Raw genomic sequence first — 19,114 nt, 5'->3', positions numbered from 1 at the left:
CATCCATGACTGTTTTTGACGACCCTTTACTGCTTCTGGCATTGGTGCTGATGGTGGTGGGCATTTATCTGGCACGCACGCAGCACAAAGCCCAGTTATATAAGCAATTAGAAACGCGGATGCGTGCGCATTTGCCCAGCGCCTCTATAGAGGCGGCCTCTCAGGAAAACATCCTGAGAGGCCAGGGAACAACATTATCTCCCTGGCTGGAAACGCTGCTGCAACCTGTTGCCAAACAGGGCGAACGGATGGCGGGAGCCGAGCGCGACCGCCGTAATTTGCGCCGTCTGCTGGATCTGGCTGGTCTGCGCCGTAACGAAGCGGTTGGCTGGCTGGTGATGGGGAAATTTGCTGCCGGGGCGCTGTTTGCCATTGCGCTGGTGTGGGGATGGCTACCGCCTGCCGATCGTACCGGTTTGACGGGCATTGCGGCGGGGCTAATTGGCTTTTTTGTCGGCTCCATGACGCCGGAATGGTGGCTTAAGTGGCGTGCGGCAAGCCGGGGTGAAAAGCTGGCGCGTGCGGTGCCGGATGCGTTGGATCTGATGGTGGTCTGTGCCGAAGCCGGTCTGCCTATCGGGCGCGTGTTGCAGGTGGTATCGAAGGAGTTAGGGCTGTCTTCACCGGAAATGGCGGATGAACTGCACTATACCGCGGCGGAATTGCAGATCCTGTCGGATCGGACGCTGGCGATGAAACATCTGGCGGAGCGTACCCGTGTCAGTGAGATTGAAAGCATGGTGGCAACGCTGATTCAGGCTGAGCGCTATGGTACGCCACTGTCTCAGGCGTTACGTACGATTGCAGATGAAAGTCGTAAGACGCTGATTCTGGGGCTGGAAGAAAAAGCAGGTAAGTTGCCGGCGCAACTGAGTGTGCCGCTGATGGGATTAATCCTGCCACCGATTATCGCCATTATGGCTTCACCTGCGCTGGTGCGAGTGATTCGGTTGTTGGCGCAATAAGCGTGATTACCACGCATTGATTAACAATATGGATTCCCGATCTGAATCTGGAGTCCTCAGAGTGACAACTGATGGAGTTAGCGAAAATGGTCGATCTGGTAACAAAACTCAAGCGCGGTGCGCCTATGCTAGCGCTGTTAGTGGTCAGTACCGTGCTGGTGGGATGTGGCAGCTCGATGGCGCTTAAAGGCAATAAAGACGAAGGCTTGCGTTTGGCACGTCTGCTGCGCGATCAAGGCCGCGTTGAGGCGGCGACGGAAGTGTATGCCCGCCTCGACAGCCGTGGTGCGTTGAAAGGCGCGGAAATGCTGGAGTATGCCAGCGTAGCGGCTTTGGCGCGTTCGCCGCAGCAGTCGCTGGAATTGTATGGTCGGGCGCGTCAGGCGCTGGGTGGCGATACCAGTAAGATGACAGCGGAAGAAGCGCTGGCAGTGTGTCTGGGCATGGGGCGCGCGCAGTTAGCGTTAGGGCGCAATACGATGGCGCAGAACGATTTTTCCTGCGCGTTAAAAGCACAGCCGAACGACGTGGGAGCGCTCAATGGCATGGGCGTGGTGATGGATGCCTCGGGTAAACATGCCGAAGCGCGTCAGTTGTTTGAAAAAGCCTTACAGGTTAGTCCCGCCGATGTGGCGGCGCTCAACAATCTGGCGCTCTCGTGGCTGGCAAGTGGCAACGCCGATAAAGCCATTTCCCTGCTGCGCTCGGTGGATGAGAGCAACGCGACAGGCCGATTGAATCTGGCGCTGGCCTACCTTTCTGGCGGTAGAGAGGATGATGCGCGTGCGACGCTGGCGACCATCGCCCAACCGCAGCGTATTGATGAACTGATGGACGCGCTGAATCAACGCGTGCAGCAGATGCAGCAAGGTCAAACGCGTGGTGAAACACTGCTGTTATCCAGCCGTCAGCGTCTGCAATTGAGTAACCCTGAGTAATGGCGTGGTGGCGTATGTGTGACAACGGGTTGATTGCGCATCACGAACGCCATTGGCGCAGCACCTCTGGTGTGATTGCCACCGAGATGGCCTTTCTGGTGCCGGTGGTGTTGGTTGGCGTGATGATGCTATTCGAACTGGCGCGTATCGGGCTGGTGATCGCGGTAGGCAGTGCGGCATTAGATAAAGCGGTACAGACATTCCGGCTTGATAACCTTGTCTCGGACAGTGCGGAACAGATGGGGACACGCCTCAAAGAACGCATGGTGCAATCGGGTTACGGCTACCTTAATGAAGACGATTTAACCGTCAGCGTGTTGCATTTTGACAACCTGAGTCAGCTTGGTGGAGTGAGAAGCAACAATAACAGCCAGGACGAGGAAGAGAGCGGGGAAATCAGCACGACACTACCGGTGTGGTCCGTGACGGTACAGATAAAAAAAGCCTTTATTACGCCGCTGCCGGAGGTCTTAACGCTAGGCGACACCTTCCGTTATCAATACAAACATGTATTCGGGACGGAACTGCGTAATGACTGATTTCCTGATAATGATAACCCGTTTTTTGAAGGCATGCCGTTTCTGGTCATCCTGTCGGGCTTCTGTGGCGGTGGAAACCGCACTGGCGTTTCCGATTGTGCTAGCCATTGGATCGTTGTGTGCGGATATCTACACGGTTGGGCTAGAACGCTCACGTATGGAACAGCGCGCAGGCGCGATTGCATCGATATTAGCGATGCAGCAAAAGTTGGATGCGCAAGGGCTAAAAGGATTACTGGATACGGTGCTACCAACGGAAGGCATGGGCAATTACCAGCTATTAATCAGTAATGTCCTTCAAACTGGCGATCTGTACTGGCAACTGAGCAGAGGCACCGCAGAAGGGTTGTGTGCAGAAAGTGAAACGCTGCCGGGGCAGGAGTATCTCCCTACGTTGCCGGAGCGAAATCGGGAAGACGGTAGCAAAAACGTGTCGATGTTAGTGGTCGAGATCTGCCGCGAGGGCAACGATGTCGGCCTACTGGGGGGATTATCGCTAGGCGGCATGTTGCACACCTCGTCAGTTAACCGTGTAGCGATCAATGTCGTGGAATTGGATGAGGCACTCCGAAAAGAAGCGCAGTTGGAAGAAGAATAATAGCGGTAACGCGTCAATCAGAACGCGAACCGTGACAACGTTCTCGCTAGTGAAATAACGAAACGTTTAACGATTAATCAGCATGATGAGCCATGTCGTTTTTATTTTCCCAAGTCATGGGCGGATTGTTTACGCGCTAAATCCAGGTATGCAGGATAAGATGTGATGAGAAAAACCTTACAGAACAGAAAGATAAAAAAACACGATAGAGGGTTCACTCTGTTCTTGCGTGAGCGCCTGTCCGATTTTCTTCGGCAGGAAAAAGGCGCGGGCACCGCATTTTATGTACTGGGCGCAATGGCGCTGTTAGTCACTGCCGCTTATGTTGTGGATACCTCAACGGCAACGGGAGATGCTGCCCAAATAAAGCGGGCGGCCGATGCTGCTGCATTAGCCGTCGGGAATCAGGCGACGATTAATGGTGATGAATATAGCCAGGAAGAGGCCAACACGCTGGCGTATGAATACGTCAGAAACAATCTGGGAATGAACAGCAGTTTGGGTAGAAATCTGGAACCCGGCGATGTGAAGGTCGTGGAAGGGAAAGTGAGCGATACCCGCAAGACCTTTACCGTCACGGTCGCTTTTACTACCCAGCCCAATCTGATGAATCTGGGAGGCAGAGGGCAGGAGATTTATTCAACGGCTGAGATTATCAACCGCCCAACCGAAATCGCCTTGGCTGTTCCCGTGACGGTAAGCATGAGCCAAGGTGATATCAATTCACTTAAGCAAGTGAGCCGTAATTTTGTCGAGCGTATGTTGGGCAATTCGGATGGTAAACGCGACAACATGTGGCTGTCGCTGGTGCCCTATAGCCAATCGGTGAATGTGTATGATGCAGAAGATCCAAACCGTATTCGCCGTTGGGCCGCGCCAGGGGCGTTGACCCCGCCGGAACTGCGCTCGCTCTTTGCCAGCGGGGTGGTTAGCAGCCTGGCTGACCGCCGTTTTCCTGATCGTCGCGCCAACTTGCTCTGTATGTACCGTGGGCTGGGTCGAGGAGAAAACTTTTTCTGGGATGAGCCACCCGTGGGGCAATTCGGTATTTATTACCGCCACGATCTGCCGGAAAACGGTAGCCCCGGTGCGCCACCGATCTCCTGGGTTGGCCCTAACCCTGACTTTGATGAGAGTGGCCCCTCCGATACCCGCTGGATTGTGGCAGACCGAGGGTGCCCGAACGCTGCCCTGCTGCCGCTAACCAATGAACAGGAAAAACTGGAACAGCGTATCGATCAGCTTTCTTCTCGTTTTAATGTCAACTATGCGATTGCGATGTCGTGGGCAGCGGCGGCGCTCTCACCCAATATGCGTGGTGCCGATGGTTGGGGCGATCCCACATTGCCGTTGGACTTTAACCTCGATGGTCAGGGGGATGGTCAGAAAGTCATCGTCATGCTGGCGGATACCTCTGGTAGCTGGTTCGATACCGACGGTTATAACTTTAATCGTAATCAATTTCGTGGCGTGACCGGCACCAATCCGTCGCAAGCCTTTGCCAGACAGCGTTTTCAAGATCTGTGCTCCAGCTTCCGCGCGCGCAATATCAAATTCTACTTTATCGGTATCCGCCCCGGAGATTCGGAAGATTTCGACCGCAATCTGTTTGATCGGGAAGCGACGCCAGGGCTGCTGATTTGTACCGAAGGGAGAAAACGGATGAGCTTTATCGATGCGTCTGGTTTTGGTTCTGATGGGGTTCAGGAGCAATTGACCCGGCGACTGGAAAGCATTGCAGGCCAGATCGAAACCGAAGGTGGTTACGTTCGGTTGGTTGAATGATGCATGACGATGCTCGGAATGATGCCGTTTACCGCTTCAATTTTTTGTTCGTTTTCGTTTAAAGACAGGACATGACACGATGACTTTTTCCCGCTCAAAATCTGGTTCAGGCTTAACGCGTACTCCACGTCAGGCGTGGGTATTGGAGCCGCGCATGATGTTTGATGCCGCGGCTGTCACCACGGCGGCGGATGTCGCCGCGCATGTTGCCGCAACGGAAACGGCACCCGGTGTGGATGCCACGCCAGTTAAGGCGACGGTCACGATTACCGATACCAGCGACAGCTTTGCTGCGGTGGATCTGTTCAGTAACGTCAGCGTGTCGGCAAGTAATGACGGACAAGAGCTGAAAGATCTGACGATCACTGTCAACCGCACGGGCGCGAATCAGGCATTGGTGATCGACAATACTTCCATTACGTTGGAAGCCTTTACGGGAGCGAAAACGACGACAGGAACGGGACAGTACAGCTATGGCGTCACGGTCAGCGGTGAAACGACCACCATCACCCTGAGTATTGCCTCCTCCGAAGCATTTGCCCCTACTGATGTGGCGCGCTTGATCGACGGTATCGCGTATAAGCCACTCGATAACACGGTCGCAGGTGGTGATGTCAGCGTGACGCTGAAAAGCCTGAGCGATGACGGTGATACTGCCGATCTGAATATTCACTCGACCGTCACCATCGACAGCAGAATCAATGTCGCCCCCGTGGTCACGGGGGACGTTTTACTGGAAGCCGAGTCATTAGCACACGGAACGGACGTCGCCTACTCTGCCGACGGTAAACAGGCCTATGTCGCGGGTGCGGATAACACGCTGACGGTTTTTTCTGTGGGGACCTCAGGGCAACTGACGCAAAAACAAATCCTGTCGGTTGAGAATCTGGGGAATGTGAATGATCTGGTGGTGAGCGCCGATGGCAAGTCACTGTATACCTTATCGGGCAATGGCAACCTGATGCAATTTAGCCTTGAGGACGGTAACCTCAGGTATACCGCTACCCTTTCTGTTGGCTCAGGGGCGAGCGGTGGACTGGCGATAGCAGACGACGGCTCGCAGGTCTATGCGGATGCCACGGGTGGTTACGGTCGTGATGTACTTGTCTACCAGCGCAATGCCGAAACGGGCGAGTTAACCCGTAGCGAGTCACTCCGTCACCGTAATAGTTTGATCACTACCGTTGGTGACTATGTCTATATTGTGCATAGCGGGCTGAACTCTACCGACAATCATGGGCTGACGGTTTACCAGCGTGGCAGCGACGGGAAGCTGAATTCTCTCGGCAGCATTCTATTCGCTATCAAGGGACAGGATCTTGTTAACTACTCGTTGGCGGTATCGGCAGATAAACAGTCGGTCTATGTCGCTAATCCCAATACTAATGATATTTCGCTCTATCGTATCGGTGCGAATAACGAGCTGACGTTAGTAAATTCATTCGCCAGTAACCCCGTCAGCAGCATGGTGATGAATGCGCAAGGGACGCAGCTCTATGTCGCAACGACGGATGGTCGTGTTTCTATCTACGCCGTTTCGACAACGGGGGTGTTAACGCAGACAGGGCAGGTGGCGGGAAGTACCAGCGGAACGGATATTACGTTATCACCCGATGGTCGCTCATTACTCGTCGCTGGTGACGGTGTGAGCCGTTACTCAACGCTTTTAACGCAGGTTCGTGGCACCGGCGTGGCGATTGGCGCCGGGTTAACCTTATCGGATGCCAATTTCGATGCGCTGAATGCGGGAAATGGCAACTACGGCACTTTGGCTGTGATCGTCTCGCGTGACGGTGGGGCATCCCTCAAGGATGTGTTTAGTTTCAACGCGGCGAATAATCTGCGGCTGGAAAACGGACAAGTTTTTCAGGGCGAACGTGCGATTGCCACGTTTAGCCAGAATGCCGGAACACTGACGCTCACTTTCCTGGCTGGTGTCAATCGGGCAGAGGCGAATGCGGTTTTACATCAGGTTACGTACCAGAATACCGATACCGTGGCGGATGGCAGCATCGTGACGCTCTCTCTGCGGGCCAATGACGGTCGCGCCGATAGCCTCCCCGTGGCGCTCGCCGTGATGATGGCAAGCAATACTGCGCCCCAGTTGGTGACGAGTGCTATCACGGTGCCAACCTATGATACGACATCGACCTCCGTCAAGCTGTTCACCAATACGCAGATGAGCGCCGGTGAAGCCGGACAAAAAATTCTTGATATCACACTGAATATTGGTGGGCTGGAGCAGGCCGCTAATGAGTTTCTGGTGATTGATGGCACGCGTATTAACCTCACTCAGTCAGGCTCTGGGGAAACGTCAAGCGGCTATAGCTACACCTACACGCTAAGCGATGGTAGCGGCACGTTGACTATCCATCATGCGACGGGGATGACGGTGGCGGCGGCACAGACCTTGATCAACGATGTTACCTACCTTAACGACACGGTAAAAGCCACGACGGGTACGCGTACGGTGACATTGGTCAGTGTGCGAGATGACGGTGGCGCGACAGGGCAAAATGTGGATACGGCGACGCTCAATGTCACGACCACCCTGACATTAGCCATTAACAATGCGCCTACCATCGAAACCGATATCGCGGTCAATCCTAATTTATATTATTCAAACGGGTTGCTTACCGGTTATAGCACCCATGTCAGCAGTATGGTGTTGTCTGATGATGGTCGCACGCTACTGGTGATTGGCACCACCTCACCTAACTATGGTGGCGATGCGCGGGTTAGCCTCTATCAGCGCGATCCCGCTACCGGAGCCTTGACACTGTTACAGCAACTGGTGCCAGGCACCGATGATGGTAATGCGGAAAATGGGACGGAAGTCAGCGGGCTTGTCGGGCGTGCGGCGGTGTTCTCTGCGGATGGCTCGACGGTTTACCTGAGTGCTGATTCGACGGTGTTGGTGTTTAGCAAAGATGCCGATACGGGGATATTAAGCCTGACCGCCCGTGTGGAAGGGCTGTCTGGCAGTGTGCTGAATATGGTGCGTTCCGATGACGGGAAGAGTCTGTATGCGCTGACGTCCGGCACCTTGTACCACTACACCATTGGTGCCAATGGCGCACTGGGCAGTGCCACGACGTTTAATCAGGTGGATGGCACCACCCCGATCGGCTTGTCGATTGATGCCAAGGGCACCGTTTATGTCATGGGCAACAGCGGCAAAATAACGATTTACACCACGGCGGCAGGCGGTGCGTTGAGCTATGCCGGACAACTGGCCCGTGGTGATGATGGCGTCACACTGACCTACACCGATAGCTCCGGTGCGCAGAAAGCCGCCGGAACGCTGGAAAGCAACAATGAACTGAACCACGCGAATTCCGCTTTTACCGTGACGGATGAAGGCTATATCTATGTGGTCACCAGCAACGTGGGGAACCGACTGACCGTTCTGCATTACGACAGTGAGACAAACGCCGTCAATCGCGTTGAGGCGCTGAAATTTACCAACCCGTGGGGCGTAACCGCAACGTCTGACGGCAAAACGCTGTATGTTGGCAGCAATAACGGTGTGGTGACGGTGTATGCGATTGCCTCAGATGGCAAACTCACACAAACAGGCACCATCACGGTGGGGCGTCCGGTGACCACATTGACGGTATCGGATGATGGCCAGTCGCTGTATACCGGCGCCCGCTTCTTCAATACAGGCGTGATCGTGTCCAGCGCGTTGGCGCATTCTTCGTATTTCGCTGGCACTATCAGCACGCCTTTTATGCAGGGAATACAGTTCTCCGATGTGGATATGGATGAACTGAATAGCTATCAGGGCATGACCTTTACGATTTCACGTTCAGGTTCCGCCTCCGCAGACGATGTGTTCAGTCTGCTCAATGTGCGGGGGCTGAGTCTACAGGGTAGTGAACTTCTGCTGAATAACGCCAAAATTGCCGATGTCACGATAGCGGAAGGCACGATCGCGATCAGCATCACCTCACCGATCTCCAAGGCTGTCGCCAATCAGATTTTGCAGCAGGTGACGTACCGTAATGGCGCGACCGAATCGCCAGAACGGGTCGATTTGCAAATCAGCGTGCGTGATAGCGGTGGGAAATCCGTCGATCTGACGCTGGCGCTGGTGCTCACCAACCCGCCAGCCGAACCCACGCTGATCACGGCAGGCCAGCAGGCTACGGTAAATGTGGGGGCGGGTAGCTTGCCTGCTGCGATTGATTTGTTTGGCGATGTGTATATCGCATTGGGCAAAGATAACGCGGCGCTTTCAGAGCTGACGCTGACGGTCAGCCGTGCCGGAGCCAATGAAGCGCTGGTGATCGATGGGACGTCTATCCCACTCACCGCGACCACGAGCGCGGGCACAACAACACACGGCCATCAGTATCAGGTGAGCGTCGAAAACGGGATCGCGACACTCAGGCTTTCTCTCCATGACGGAGACAATGGTGCAACGGTGGTGTCAACACTGATAGACGGCATCCACTATCAGACCGTGAATGATGCGGTGTCTGAAGGGGCTGTGACGGTCACGTTGACACGCCTTGCCGATGCTAACGATAACGTTGCGTTGCTCGACATCAGCGCGGTTGTGACCGTACAGGACTCGCGTTTGATTCCTCATTTAGGCGCTGACGCAGGCTCGTTGGATTATGTGGAATTGTTTGACCTGCTGGACGACAACGGAAACTCACGACTGATTGGTATTCAGGGCATCACGGTCATCGGGGATAACATCTACGCCGTGCGCGCCCACAGTGAATCCGTCTATAACGAGGCCACTGGGGTCAGTGATGATGTGAAGTACAACACGCTCTATATGCTGCAACGTGGTGAAGATGGCAAGTTACACCTGTCTAACAGCGTAGAAATCACTGGCGTGACGGACACCACTCAGATCCGGGCTTCCAGTGACGGTAGTAGCCTGTATGTGATTGGTGCTAACGGTATCGCTTTGTTTAATGCCAGCGATTTGAGCGCGATAGGGACGTTTGGTAGTGATATTGGCATGGTGCGTGATGTGCTGGTCAACGGTAATTCCGTCTATGTCACCACGGGAGACAGTCTGCTGGTCTTCAAACGTGAGGGCAGCACCTTCACGCTGAGCAATACCTTTACCGATGCGGGAGACAGCGGCCTGCAATTGGATGCCGCGAATGCATTGACACTGTCTCCAGACGGCAAGACCCTGTTCGTCGCGACTTCCGGCGGTGAGACCGTCGTGAGTCGGTTTAGCGTGGCAGATGACGGTGTCTTGACCTTCAGGCAGTCTGTTGCCGGGACAAGTGCGAGTGAGGATGGATATTACGCTTCCGCGCTGGATGTCTCTCCTGATGGGAAAACGCTGTATGTGGTTGATAACAATAAATTACTCCATATTTTTTCCGTGGCGGAGGATGGCACATTAACGGCGTCATCCACGTTGACGATCGGTGAACAAGTCACACTCGTCAAACAGGTCTTGGTTTCGCCCGATGGTAAGAATGTGGTGGTTATCGGCGATTTAGGCAAGAGCGATCTTTCCAACACCTATGGCGTCATTCTGTATTCCCGTGCGGCTGATGGTAGCCTGACACCGCTTCAGTCCGTGGAAGGTTTTGGCGATCTCGCTAACTATAACGGCACGGCGTTGAACGAAATCCGTCAGGCGGCATTCAGCGAAGATGGTAAACAACTGTATCTAACCGGCACCATTAATTATGGTACGCCGGAAGGTGTGATTGTGCTCGATCTGCAACCCGCTAACGTTACCTTTACTGAAGAGGGGAGTGCGGTCGCACTGCTTCCTGGCGGCACGCTGTCTGCATTAGCAAACAATCAAAGTAGCTATCAGGGCGCAACGTTGGTTATTGAGCGCACGGGTGGTACACAAGCCAGTGACCAGTTTGGATTCCTGCAAGACAGCGGTTTGAGCGTCAAGGATAACCAGATCTGGCAAGGGGATAAGGCGATTGCCAATGTGGCAACCAGCACGACGGGTACGCTCACCCTCACGTTCCTGGCGGGCGTCAATCAGTCTGAGGCACAGCAGGTATTACGCGCAATCAGCTACAGCACGACGAACAATGCGCCTACTCTGGCGGGTGATCACGCCGCTTTCCAAATCACGTTCAATGATGGTAAAGGTCGCACGGCAACCTTCACCGCTGAAGTCGCCTTGATCGACATTAATGATGCGGCGATTGTCAGCACGGAACCGGTCAGCTCCTCTTATGCCTCGGGCGGCGATGCGGTTCATTTATTTAAAAACACCACTATTGATACGGTTGAAGTAGGGCAACAGATCCATCGACTGGAGGTTCATGTTTCTCCGGTTAGTGCGGGGGATGTCCTGCATGTGGACGGTGGGACGATTGCGCTCGACCAAACCATTGACTATCAGGTTTTTGTCGGTGAGAGCAAGATAGAATACCGTGTTAGCGTCACCGAGGGCGTCGCTACCGTGACCCTGTATGTGATGCGTGACGGTGCCGGAACGGCACAATTGATCGATAGCCTGACTTACAGCCATAGCGGTACGGATGGCTCTGGTAGCCGGAGCATCGGGCTTAAAATTTTTGAGGAAGTGGATTGGCTGAGTGCTCAACCGCACAATGATGAAGTGGCATTCAGTGGAGAAGCCCGCGTTACTTTTAATGCGCCAGAAAATAGCGCCCCGGTGTATAACGACAATGCCGGGCTGAATCTGGGTCAGCTACAAGCGAGTACGGCGTATCACTATACTCTGCCGGAAAATCTGTTTACCGATGCCGACCGCGACAGCCTGACCTGGCGCGTCAGCGGCCTGCCGGCAGGGCTGAGTTTTGACGCGGCAACCCGCACTATTTCTGGTACGCCAACGGCAGCGGGTGAGTTCACCATGGTGCTGACGGCGAACGATGGTAAAGCGGAAGCGACCCATTCAGTGCAGGTGACGGTGGATCCGGCTGCGCCAGAAAATAGCGCCCCGGTGTATAACGACAACGCCGGGCTGAATCTGGGTCAGCCACAAGCGGGTACGGCGTATCACTACGCTCTGCCAGACAATCTGTTCACCGATGCCGATAATGAAAGCCTGACCTGGCGCGTCAGCGGCCTGCCTGGAGGGCTGCGTTTTGATGCAGCGACCCGTACCATCTCTGGTACACCAACGGCAGCGGGTGAGTTCACCGTGGTGCTGACGGCGAACGATGGTAAAGCGGAAGCGACCCACTCTGTTAAGGTGACGGTGGCGCAAGCTCCGGCGCCGGGACCCTCTGATAATCGGCCCGCATTCGCACCGATGATTCCTATGTGGCATGGCATGGGCCGACCTGTTGATATGGGTGAAAGAGAGCGTGAACAGCCGCTGGGTGCAATTGTTGTCGACTTATCTCGCCCGGAAGCGCCGCCACAACCGCTATCGCAACCCATCAACCCTGTTGTTGAACCTGTGCGCCAGCGCGATGCGGATATGGCACGCCAGTCGAATGCGCCTTGGGTGCTCACCCCTTTAATGTCTCCTCTGTTGCCGACGCTGGAGTCCGTTGATTTTTCTTCGCGTCCTGATGCGGCGATTCGCGATAACGCCTCCGTGCGTTCGGCTGATTCCAATCTGTTCCTGAGCGTACGCGGTCAGGCAATGGCGCTGGAATCGGCGTTCAGCAGCGTACAAGGGGCGTTGCAGCCGGATGCTTCCGGCGCACTCGTCTTTAGTTTACCGCAGCGCATGTTCAGCGTGCGTGAAGGCAATGCCACGCTGACGCTGCAACTGGCGAACGGGCGTCCATTGCCCTCGTGGGTGCAGTTCGATGCCCGTAGCGGTGTGGTGCGGATTACCGATGCCAGCGCAGTGCAGGTTAACCAGATCCAACTGGCGCTGAAAGCGCAAGCTGCTGACGGCTCCAGCCGGATTGTACCGATTACGCTGCAAACCGGACAGGGCGGTGGCGCAGAGATGGCCACCGACCGGGGCGCGATGCAACGGCCTTCACTCCCCGTTGAGAACCGGAACGTGGAACCGCTATCGCCTGCGGGGAAAACCGCCTTTACCGAACAACTGCGTCAGCATCAGCCTGAACAGGATGACCTGCTGGCGGCGCTCAGTGAATTGAGCAGTCAGCGTGCGTAAGACACGGTAGACCGAATACCAAGACACGATTTTATTACTTAACCACTAACCCAGGCGCTTGCAGGTGGTCACTAATCCACCGCCTGCAAGATGAAGGGAACAGACAAAGAGAAGATGGGGAGAACCCTGGTGAATCAGCACATAGCGAATTTCTGGGATAGCCAGCAACACGACAGTCAGCAGCAGAACGTTCAACGCGAGGCGACACTACGCTCCGCAGGCTCCCGGGCGCTACGGATCGCGGTGACTCTTGCCTGTCTGGGATTGGCCGGTTGTGCCGTCAAACCAGAGCCAGTGACGCCTGAGCAACAAACGGCTCAGGCAATGAGTGACAGAGCACAAATGTTCGCTAGTCAGGAACCGGTACGCGGCACGATCACATTGGATGAAGCGATTGCCCGTGCGCTGAAATATAACCTGCAACAGCGCGTAGCATTGATGGAACAGGCAATGGAAGATGACCTGCTGGGTGTGCAGAATCTGGACATGTTGTTGCCCAAGCTAACTGCCCGCGCCGGGCTGCAAACTCGTGACAATGTGGCAGGCTCTAGCAGCCAGTCGGTGACCACCGGTCAACAGTCGCTTGAAGCCTCTACCAGTCAGGATCAGACTCAGCGCACCGCCGATCTGACGATGAGCTGGAATGTGTTGGATTTTGGTATCAGCTATTTCAACGCCAAAGTGCAAGCGAACAAATCGCTGGCGGCGGAAGAGCGTCGTCGTCGTGTGGTCGCGGATATCACCCGTCAGGTGCGAACGGCCTATTGGGAGGCGGCAACGGCACAGCGTTTGCAGCCGGAAGTGACTACGGCGCTGACGCAGGCGCGTCAGGCATTGGAATACGCACGTCAGACGGAACAACAGCGCCTGCTTGCACCGGTTGAGGCGCTGCGTTTCCAGAAAAATATGCTGGAGATGGTGCGCCAGTTGGAAATTGTCGACAGCGATCTGGTGGTAGCCAAATCCCGTTTGGCGGCGTTAATGAATCTGCCGCCATCCAGTCAATACGATGTCGTTGTACCGAGCGAAAGCGGTCTGGTCGCACCGAAGCTGGCCTACTCGCTCGACGATCTGGAAAACTTCTCCATGGTGAAGCGTCCAGAAGTGCGTGAAGAGACCTATCTGGCGCGCAACAGCGTACTGGAAACGCGTAAATCACTGCTGCGTCTGCTGCCGGGCGTGTCGCTGTTTGCCGGAGTTAACGGTGACAGCAACAGCTATCTGGTCAATCATCAATGGGCGAGCGCGGGCGTGCAAGTCAGCGGCAACCTGCTGAACGTGCTGTCGTGGTCATCGGTGAAACGTGCCGGACAGGCGAATGAAGATCTGGCTGAAGTGCGTCGTCAGGCGTTGCGTATGGCTGTGCTAACGCAGGTGAACGTGGCCTGGCAGGAGTATCAGCAGAGCACGCGGATGTTCGGTCGCTATCAGGAACTGGCGCGGATCCAGCGCGGTATCCTTAACCAAACGACACTCAGCGTACAGCATCGTGCCGAAACGCAGATGGAGCAGGTGCGCGTCAGCACGGAAACCATTCTGACGACCCGCGCGCGTGACCGTAGCTTTGCTGATGTACAGAATGCGCTGGGTGCGGTGTACCAGGCTGCCGGATTGGATGTGTTGCCGGATAACGTGAGCGATGTCAGTCTGGCGGCGTTGAGTAACTCGATTGCCCATACGACAGGGAACCTTGAGAAAGGCGGCGTTGCGGTGCCACGCTTGTCACTGTCAACACCGGCAGTGCCAGCGACGACGACAGCGTCTAGCAAAACCGTTGCTACCCCGCCAGCATCGGCAACCGCTACACCAGTGACGAAACCCATTGTCCCCGCTGCTGTTACGTCCTCGGCTAACGCGGGCAAACCTTATCGCGTGGTGAATACGGATATGTGGAATAACCTGCAATCCTTACAAGCAGGAGGCTCGCGTTAATGACTTTCGGCATGATGCGTTCGCTATTGCTGGTTAGTGCGTTAGGTCTGCCCCTTTGGGGGCAGGCTGCCGCGACGGAAGACATCCGCGTGCAGCTAAGCGCACAGCGCTATACGGTGTTATCCAGCGAAATTGCCGGGAAAGTGACGGATATCGCAGTGAAAGAAGGCGAACACTTCAAGCAGGGCGATACGCTGGTGACGTTTGACTGCACCGTGCTGCGTGAAAAGTTGAACTATTCCAACGCTGCGGAGAATGCCGCGCGTAAGAAATTAGCGATTGCCGATCGGTTGGATAAGCTGAATTCGATCAGCCTGTCGGATGTCGATCAGGCGCGATCGTCGGTGTCGATGGCGCAGGCGGAAAGCGGCGTCAATCGCGCCATGCTGCAACGCTGTGCCATTAAAGCCCCGTTCTCTGGCCGTGTCACCGAAACCAAGGTGAAGCGCTGGGAATCCGTACCGGAAGGCAAAGAGCTATTGGCGATTTATGATGACAGCGCGTTCGAACTGGAAATGATCGTGCCGTCGCGCTGGCTGGTATGGCTCAAGCAGGGCAGTGCTTTTCAGGTTACGCTGGACGAAACCGGCTTACACTATCCGGCGGAAATCAACCGCATTTCTTCGGCGATCGATCCGGTCAGTCAGTCAGTGAAGGTCTTTGGCAGCATTACCCAATCTACCGCCGGATTACTGCCCGGCATGAGCGGTGTGGCGAAAATTGTGCCGCCTGATGCAGGCAGCGTGTCGCCATGACCGAGCAGAACCCCACGACCGCAGCTCACACCGAACAGGATACCCGGTTGACGCTGCTGGCCGAACTGTTGCAACTGCAAAGCCGTGCCAGAGCGCGTGAAACGCTAGATGAGCTGGCGTTTTTTATCGTCAATGAAACGCACAATCTGGTGAAGTACCGACAGGCGCTGCTGTGGGACTGCGATAAACGGCGTTTGCAGGCCGCTTCCGGGCTGGCCTCGCTCGATCATAACGCGCCGTTTTGTACCGAATTTAGCCGCCTGTGCCGCCAATGGCAGGAAGAAGGGCGACAAACGCAGCCATTGCAATGCCGCGAGCTGCCTGCCGATGATCAAATTTTGTGGCAGGAACATTTGCCTGAGTTTTTACTCTGGCTGCCGCTGCGCTTAGCCCAGGGGGAAACGCCGCTGGTGCTGGTGTTAGCGCGGGACAGCGCGTGGCTGCCTGCTGAAATCGTGTTGCTGGAAAAACTGGCAGACGCCTATGCTCACGCGTGGGCGAGTTTGCAGAAACAACGTCGGCGGCAGGCGCATACCAGCCCGAAGAAACGTCGTTTGGTGCTGGCGGGGATCGTGGCACTGGTGCTGATCTTACTGTTCCCCGTGCGTCAGTCGGTGCTGGCTCCGGCGGAGATCGTCGCACACCAGCCCGTGATGGTTCGCGCCCCGGTGGCAGGCGTGGTGGATGATATTCTGGTGCGGCCTAATCAGGCCGTCAGCGCGAACCAACCGCTGGTGCGGCTAGACGTGCGTGAGCAGGAAAACCGACTGGAATCGGCACGACAGGCTTTTGCTACCGCTGATGCCCAGTACCGTCAGGCACAGCAACAAGCGCTATTTGATGCCAACAGCAAGGCCAGCCTGGCCGTGCTGCAAAGCCGCCGTGAGCAAGCACAGAGCGACATGGATTTTCTGCAACGTCAGCAGGAACGGATGCAGCTTGTTTCCCCGCGTGATGGCGTGGCGATTTTTGATGATAGCAGCGACTGGATAGGGCGCTCGGTGGCGGTGGGGGAACGCATCATGATGGTTGCCGATCCGCATGATGTTGAGCTGGAGATTCAACTGCCCGCGGCGGATGCGATTGCACTGGAAAACGGTGCGGATGTTCGTCTGTTCCTCAATGTAGCGCCGAATTCGGCACAGGAGGCACGACTTGAACAGATCGGCTATCGCGCGGCGCCGACGCCGGATAACGTGATGGCCTATCGGCTGCGGGCGCGCTTTACGCAGGATGATCCGCAATTGCGGGTGGGCTTGAAGGGCACGGCCAAGCTATACGGGAAGCGTACGGTGTTGTTTGTGTATTTGCTGCGTAAACCGCTGGCTTCCCTGCGTGTCTGGCTGGACGTGTAATGCAGTCACCCGCCGCACTCAGCCCGCTGCGCGATGAATTGATCCTGCACGCCGGGCCTGCTAACCGCGATGGATCGCCCAGTTGGACGCTGGAAGATCCGTTGCGCGGCCTCTATTTTCGTATCGGCTGGGCAGAAATGGCGATGCTCTCGCGCTGGTCGCTGGGGAACGCGGCGCAGATCGTGGCTGATATTAACCAGACTTCTGCGCTGATGCTAGATGACAGCGATGTGCAGTATTTCAATCGTTTCTTGCAGGCCAACAGTCTGACACGCGTCTCCGGCGATGAGGCGCTGGCGCAGTTTTCCCGTCAGGTGGCGCAGTCTCGTGTTTCGATCTGGCGCAAACTGCTAAAAAATTATCTGTTTTTCCGCATTCCTCTCTGGCATCCCGATCGTTTTCTGGGTGCGACGCTACCCTGGGTTGCGCCGTTTTTCAGCCGTACCTTTCTCAAACTCACACTACTGGTGGCGGTGTTGGGACTCTTCCTCGCCGGACGCCAGTGGGAAACGTTCAAGCACACGTTTCTCCATTTCTTCACGCTGGAAGGTGCCGCGCTGGCGGGGCTGACGCTGTGCGTCACCAAGATTCTGCATGAATTCGGTCACGCCTATACCTGCAAACGTTTTGGTGCCAGAGTCGCCACGATGGGCGTCGCCTTTCTGGTGATGATGCCCGTGCTGTATACCGATACCTCAGGTTCGTGGAAACTCACGCGCCGCCGACAGAGGATGGCGATTGGCGCGGCAGGTATGATGACCGAGCTGGCGCTGGCAGCGTGGGCGACGCTGGCATGGAGCTTTTTACCCGATGGAATGTTGCGCAGTGCCGCGTTTATGCTGGCGACGACAACCTGGATCATGACGCTGGCGATTAACCTCAGTCCGTTGATGCGTTTCGACGGTTATTTCCTGCTTTCCGATGGGTTACAGGTGCCCAATTTGCAAAACCGAGGCTTCGCGATTGGCCGTTGGCAGATGCGCGAATGGCTGTTTGGCTTAGGGGATGCTCCGCCGGAGCACTTTCCCCGCTGGCTGCAACGCACGCTGGTGGGTTATGCCTTTGCGGTATGGATATACCGTTTCTTCCTGTTTACCGGAATCGCGATTCTGGTTTATCACATGGCGTTCAAGCTATTGGGGATGCTGCTTTTCGCGATTGAAATCGGCTACTTTGTGGTGATGCCCGTGGTGAATGAAGTACGCGAATGGAGTAAACGTCGTAAGGATTATCGTATGAACCGTAATATGACGACGACGCTGATGGTGAGCGCCGTGGTGCTGCTTGTGCTGCTGCTCCCCTGGCAGCGCAGCGTGTACGCCCCGGCGCTGCTGCGGGCGGAACAGCAAAGCAGCCTGTATATGCCTGTACCCGCGATGATTCAGCGTATTGAGGTGCAGGTGGGGCAGCCGGTACACGCCGGACAGACGCTGTTTACGCTGTCGTCTGATGCGCTGGCGCATGAGCGGCAGCAGTTGGAGCGCCAAATCGCCACGTTAAATTGGCAAAGTACCTTTCAGGTCTTCAATAAGGAAGCGGTGGGCGAGCACCTGCGGGTGAAGCAGGAGTACGACGCGGCGCTGCAAAAGTTACAGGTGTTGCAGCGTCAGTCTGCACAGTTGACGGTACGTGCGCCGATAGACGGCGTCGTCGCAGACATGGCGACGCCGTTGGCAATCGGCGAGTGGCTGGCGCAAGGCGAATGGTTGGCGGTGGTGGCCAAACCTACTGGCGGGCAGGTGGAAGCATTTGTATCGGAAAAGGACTGGCAGCGGCTCCGTACTGGCGCGAAAGGCACCTTTTATTTACAGGATGTTAGCCGCTCGTCGCTGCCGCTTACGATTGTGGATATCGCCAGCACGGCGACCCGCGATCTGAACGCTGCACCGGAACTGGCCTCGGTTTATGGCGGAGATATTGCCACGCTCAGTGATTCACAACGTAAGCTGCATCCTGAGCAGGCGGTTTATCGCGTATTACTCAGTGTGCCTGATGCGTATCGTGCTCAGCCGCAGGTGTTGCGCGGCACGGTCGTTATGGACGGTGAGGCGCAAAGCCTGTTGATTCGCGGCTGGAAAGTGGTATCCGCCGTATTGATCCGCGAGCTGTCATTCTGACTGATTTTGATTTCTGCGATATCGATCCTGACTTTCTTCGCGTTATTGCCAGATTCTGGTGTTTGCTG

Annotated in this window: 10 protein-coding genes; all 10 read left to right on the top strand. The window is 55.7% G+C overall.

What is annotated here, in order from left to right; translation table 11 throughout:
* The first annotated feature begins 5 nt into the window (after positions 1-5).
* The 10 genes from OI69_RS05780 (at position 6) to OI69_RS05735 (ending at position 19,046) form a co-directional block, all read left to right on the top strand.
* Positions 6-965 (top strand): type II secretion system F family protein, encoded by a 960-nt coding sequence (locus tag OI69_RS05780; protein WP_039347215.1) that lies wholly within the window; start codon positions 6-8, stop codon positions 963-965.
* A gap of 86 nt (positions 966-1,051) precedes the next feature.
* Positions 1,052-1,903 (top strand): tetratricopeptide repeat protein, encoded by an 852-nt coding sequence (locus tag OI69_RS05775; protein WP_039347305.1) that lies wholly within the window; start codon positions 1,052-1,054, stop codon positions 1,901-1,903.
* Complete coding sequence (locus OI69_RS05770) at positions 1,903-2,442, top strand: TadE/TadG family type IV pilus assembly protein (RefSeq protein WP_039347212.1); 540 nt, start codon at positions 1,903-1,905, stop codon at positions 2,440-2,442. The genes OI69_RS05775 and OI69_RS05770 overlap by 1 nt, the downstream gene beginning before the upstream one ends.
* Positions 2,435-3,040, top strand: a complete 606-nt coding sequence (locus tag OI69_RS05765; protein WP_039347209.1) for a TadE/TadG family type IV pilus assembly protein — start codon at positions 2,435-2,437, stop codon at positions 3,038-3,040. The genes OI69_RS05770 and OI69_RS05765 overlap by 8 nt, the downstream gene beginning before the upstream one ends.
* A 165-nt stretch (positions 3,041-3,205) precedes the next feature.
* Positions 3,206-4,825 (top strand): hypothetical protein, encoded by a 1,620-nt coding sequence (locus OI69_RS05760; protein WP_039347206.1) that lies wholly within the window; start codon positions 3,206-3,208, stop codon positions 4,823-4,825.
* A 79-nt stretch (positions 4,826-4,904) separates the two neighbouring features.
* On the top strand, positions 4,905-12,887 hold the full coding sequence (locus tag OI69_RS05755) for a beta-propeller fold lactonase family protein (RefSeq protein WP_039347201.1): 7,983 nt from the start codon (positions 4,905-4,907) through the stop codon (positions 12,885-12,887).
* A 129-nt stretch (positions 12,888-13,016) separates the two neighbouring features.
* On the top strand, positions 13,017-14,819 hold the full coding sequence (locus OI69_RS05750; RefSeq protein ID WP_039347303.1) for a TolC family protein: 1,803 nt from the start codon (positions 13,017-13,019) through the stop codon (positions 14,817-14,819).
* A complete protein-coding gene (locus tag OI69_RS05745) occupies positions 14,819-15,574 on the top strand; it encodes an efflux RND transporter periplasmic adaptor subunit (RefSeq protein WP_039347197.1) in 756 nt (251 codons plus the stop codon). Before OI69_RS05750 ends, OI69_RS05745 begins: the two co-directional genes overlap by 1 nt.
* On the top strand, positions 15,571-16,929 hold the full coding sequence (locus OI69_RS05740) for an efflux RND transporter periplasmic adaptor subunit (protein ID WP_039347194.1): 1,359 nt from the start codon (positions 15,571-15,573) through the stop codon (positions 16,927-16,929). The genes OI69_RS05745 and OI69_RS05740 overlap by 4 nt, the downstream gene beginning before the upstream one ends.
* On the top strand, positions 16,929-19,046 hold the full coding sequence (locus tag OI69_RS05735) for an HlyD family efflux transporter periplasmic adaptor subunit (RefSeq protein WP_154715521.1): 2,118 nt from the start codon (positions 16,929-16,931) through the stop codon (positions 19,044-19,046). The genes OI69_RS05740 and OI69_RS05735 overlap by 1 nt, the downstream gene beginning before the upstream one ends.
* Positions 19,047-19,114: the final 68 nt, after the last annotated feature.

This window comes from Pectobacterium fontis (assembly GCF_000803215.1).
Classification (GTDB): domain Bacteria; phylum Pseudomonadota; class Gammaproteobacteria; order Enterobacterales; family Enterobacteriaceae; genus Pectobacterium; species Pectobacterium fontis.
The sequence above is the reverse complement of the archived record's forward strand: the minus strand, read 5'-3'. Positions and strand labels throughout refer to the sequence as shown.

Coding starts and splice junctions, on each gene's coding strand:
- OI69_RS05780 (WP_039347215.1), top strand. CDS start 6: ATGACTGTTTTTGACGACCCTTTACTGCTTCTGGCATTGGTGCTGATG.
- OI69_RS05775 (WP_039347305.1), top strand. CDS start 1,052: ATGGTCGATCTGGTAACAAAACTCAAGCGCGGTGCGCCTATGCTAGCG.
- OI69_RS05770 (WP_039347212.1), top strand. CDS start 1,903: ATGGCGTGGTGGCGTATGTGTGACAACGGGTTGATTGCGCATCACGAA.
- OI69_RS05765 (WP_039347209.1), top strand. CDS start 2,435: ATGACTGATTTCCTGATAATGATAACCCGTTTTTTGAAGGCATGCCGT.
- OI69_RS05760 (WP_039347206.1), top strand. CDS start 3,206: ATGAGAAAAACCTTACAGAACAGAAAGATAAAAAAACACGATAGAGGG.
- OI69_RS05755 (WP_039347201.1), top strand. CDS start 4,905: ATGACTTTTTCCCGCTCAAAATCTGGTTCAGGCTTAACGCGTACTCCA.
- OI69_RS05745 (WP_039347197.1), top strand. CDS start 14,819: ATGACTTTCGGCATGATGCGTTCGCTATTGCTGGTTAGTGCGTTAGGT.
- OI69_RS05740 (WP_039347194.1), top strand. CDS start 15,571: ATGACCGAGCAGAACCCCACGACCGCAGCTCACACCGAACAGGATACC.
- OI69_RS05735 (WP_154715521.1), top strand. CDS start 16,929: ATGCAGTCACCCGCCGCACTCAGCCCGCTGCGCGATGAATTGATCCTG.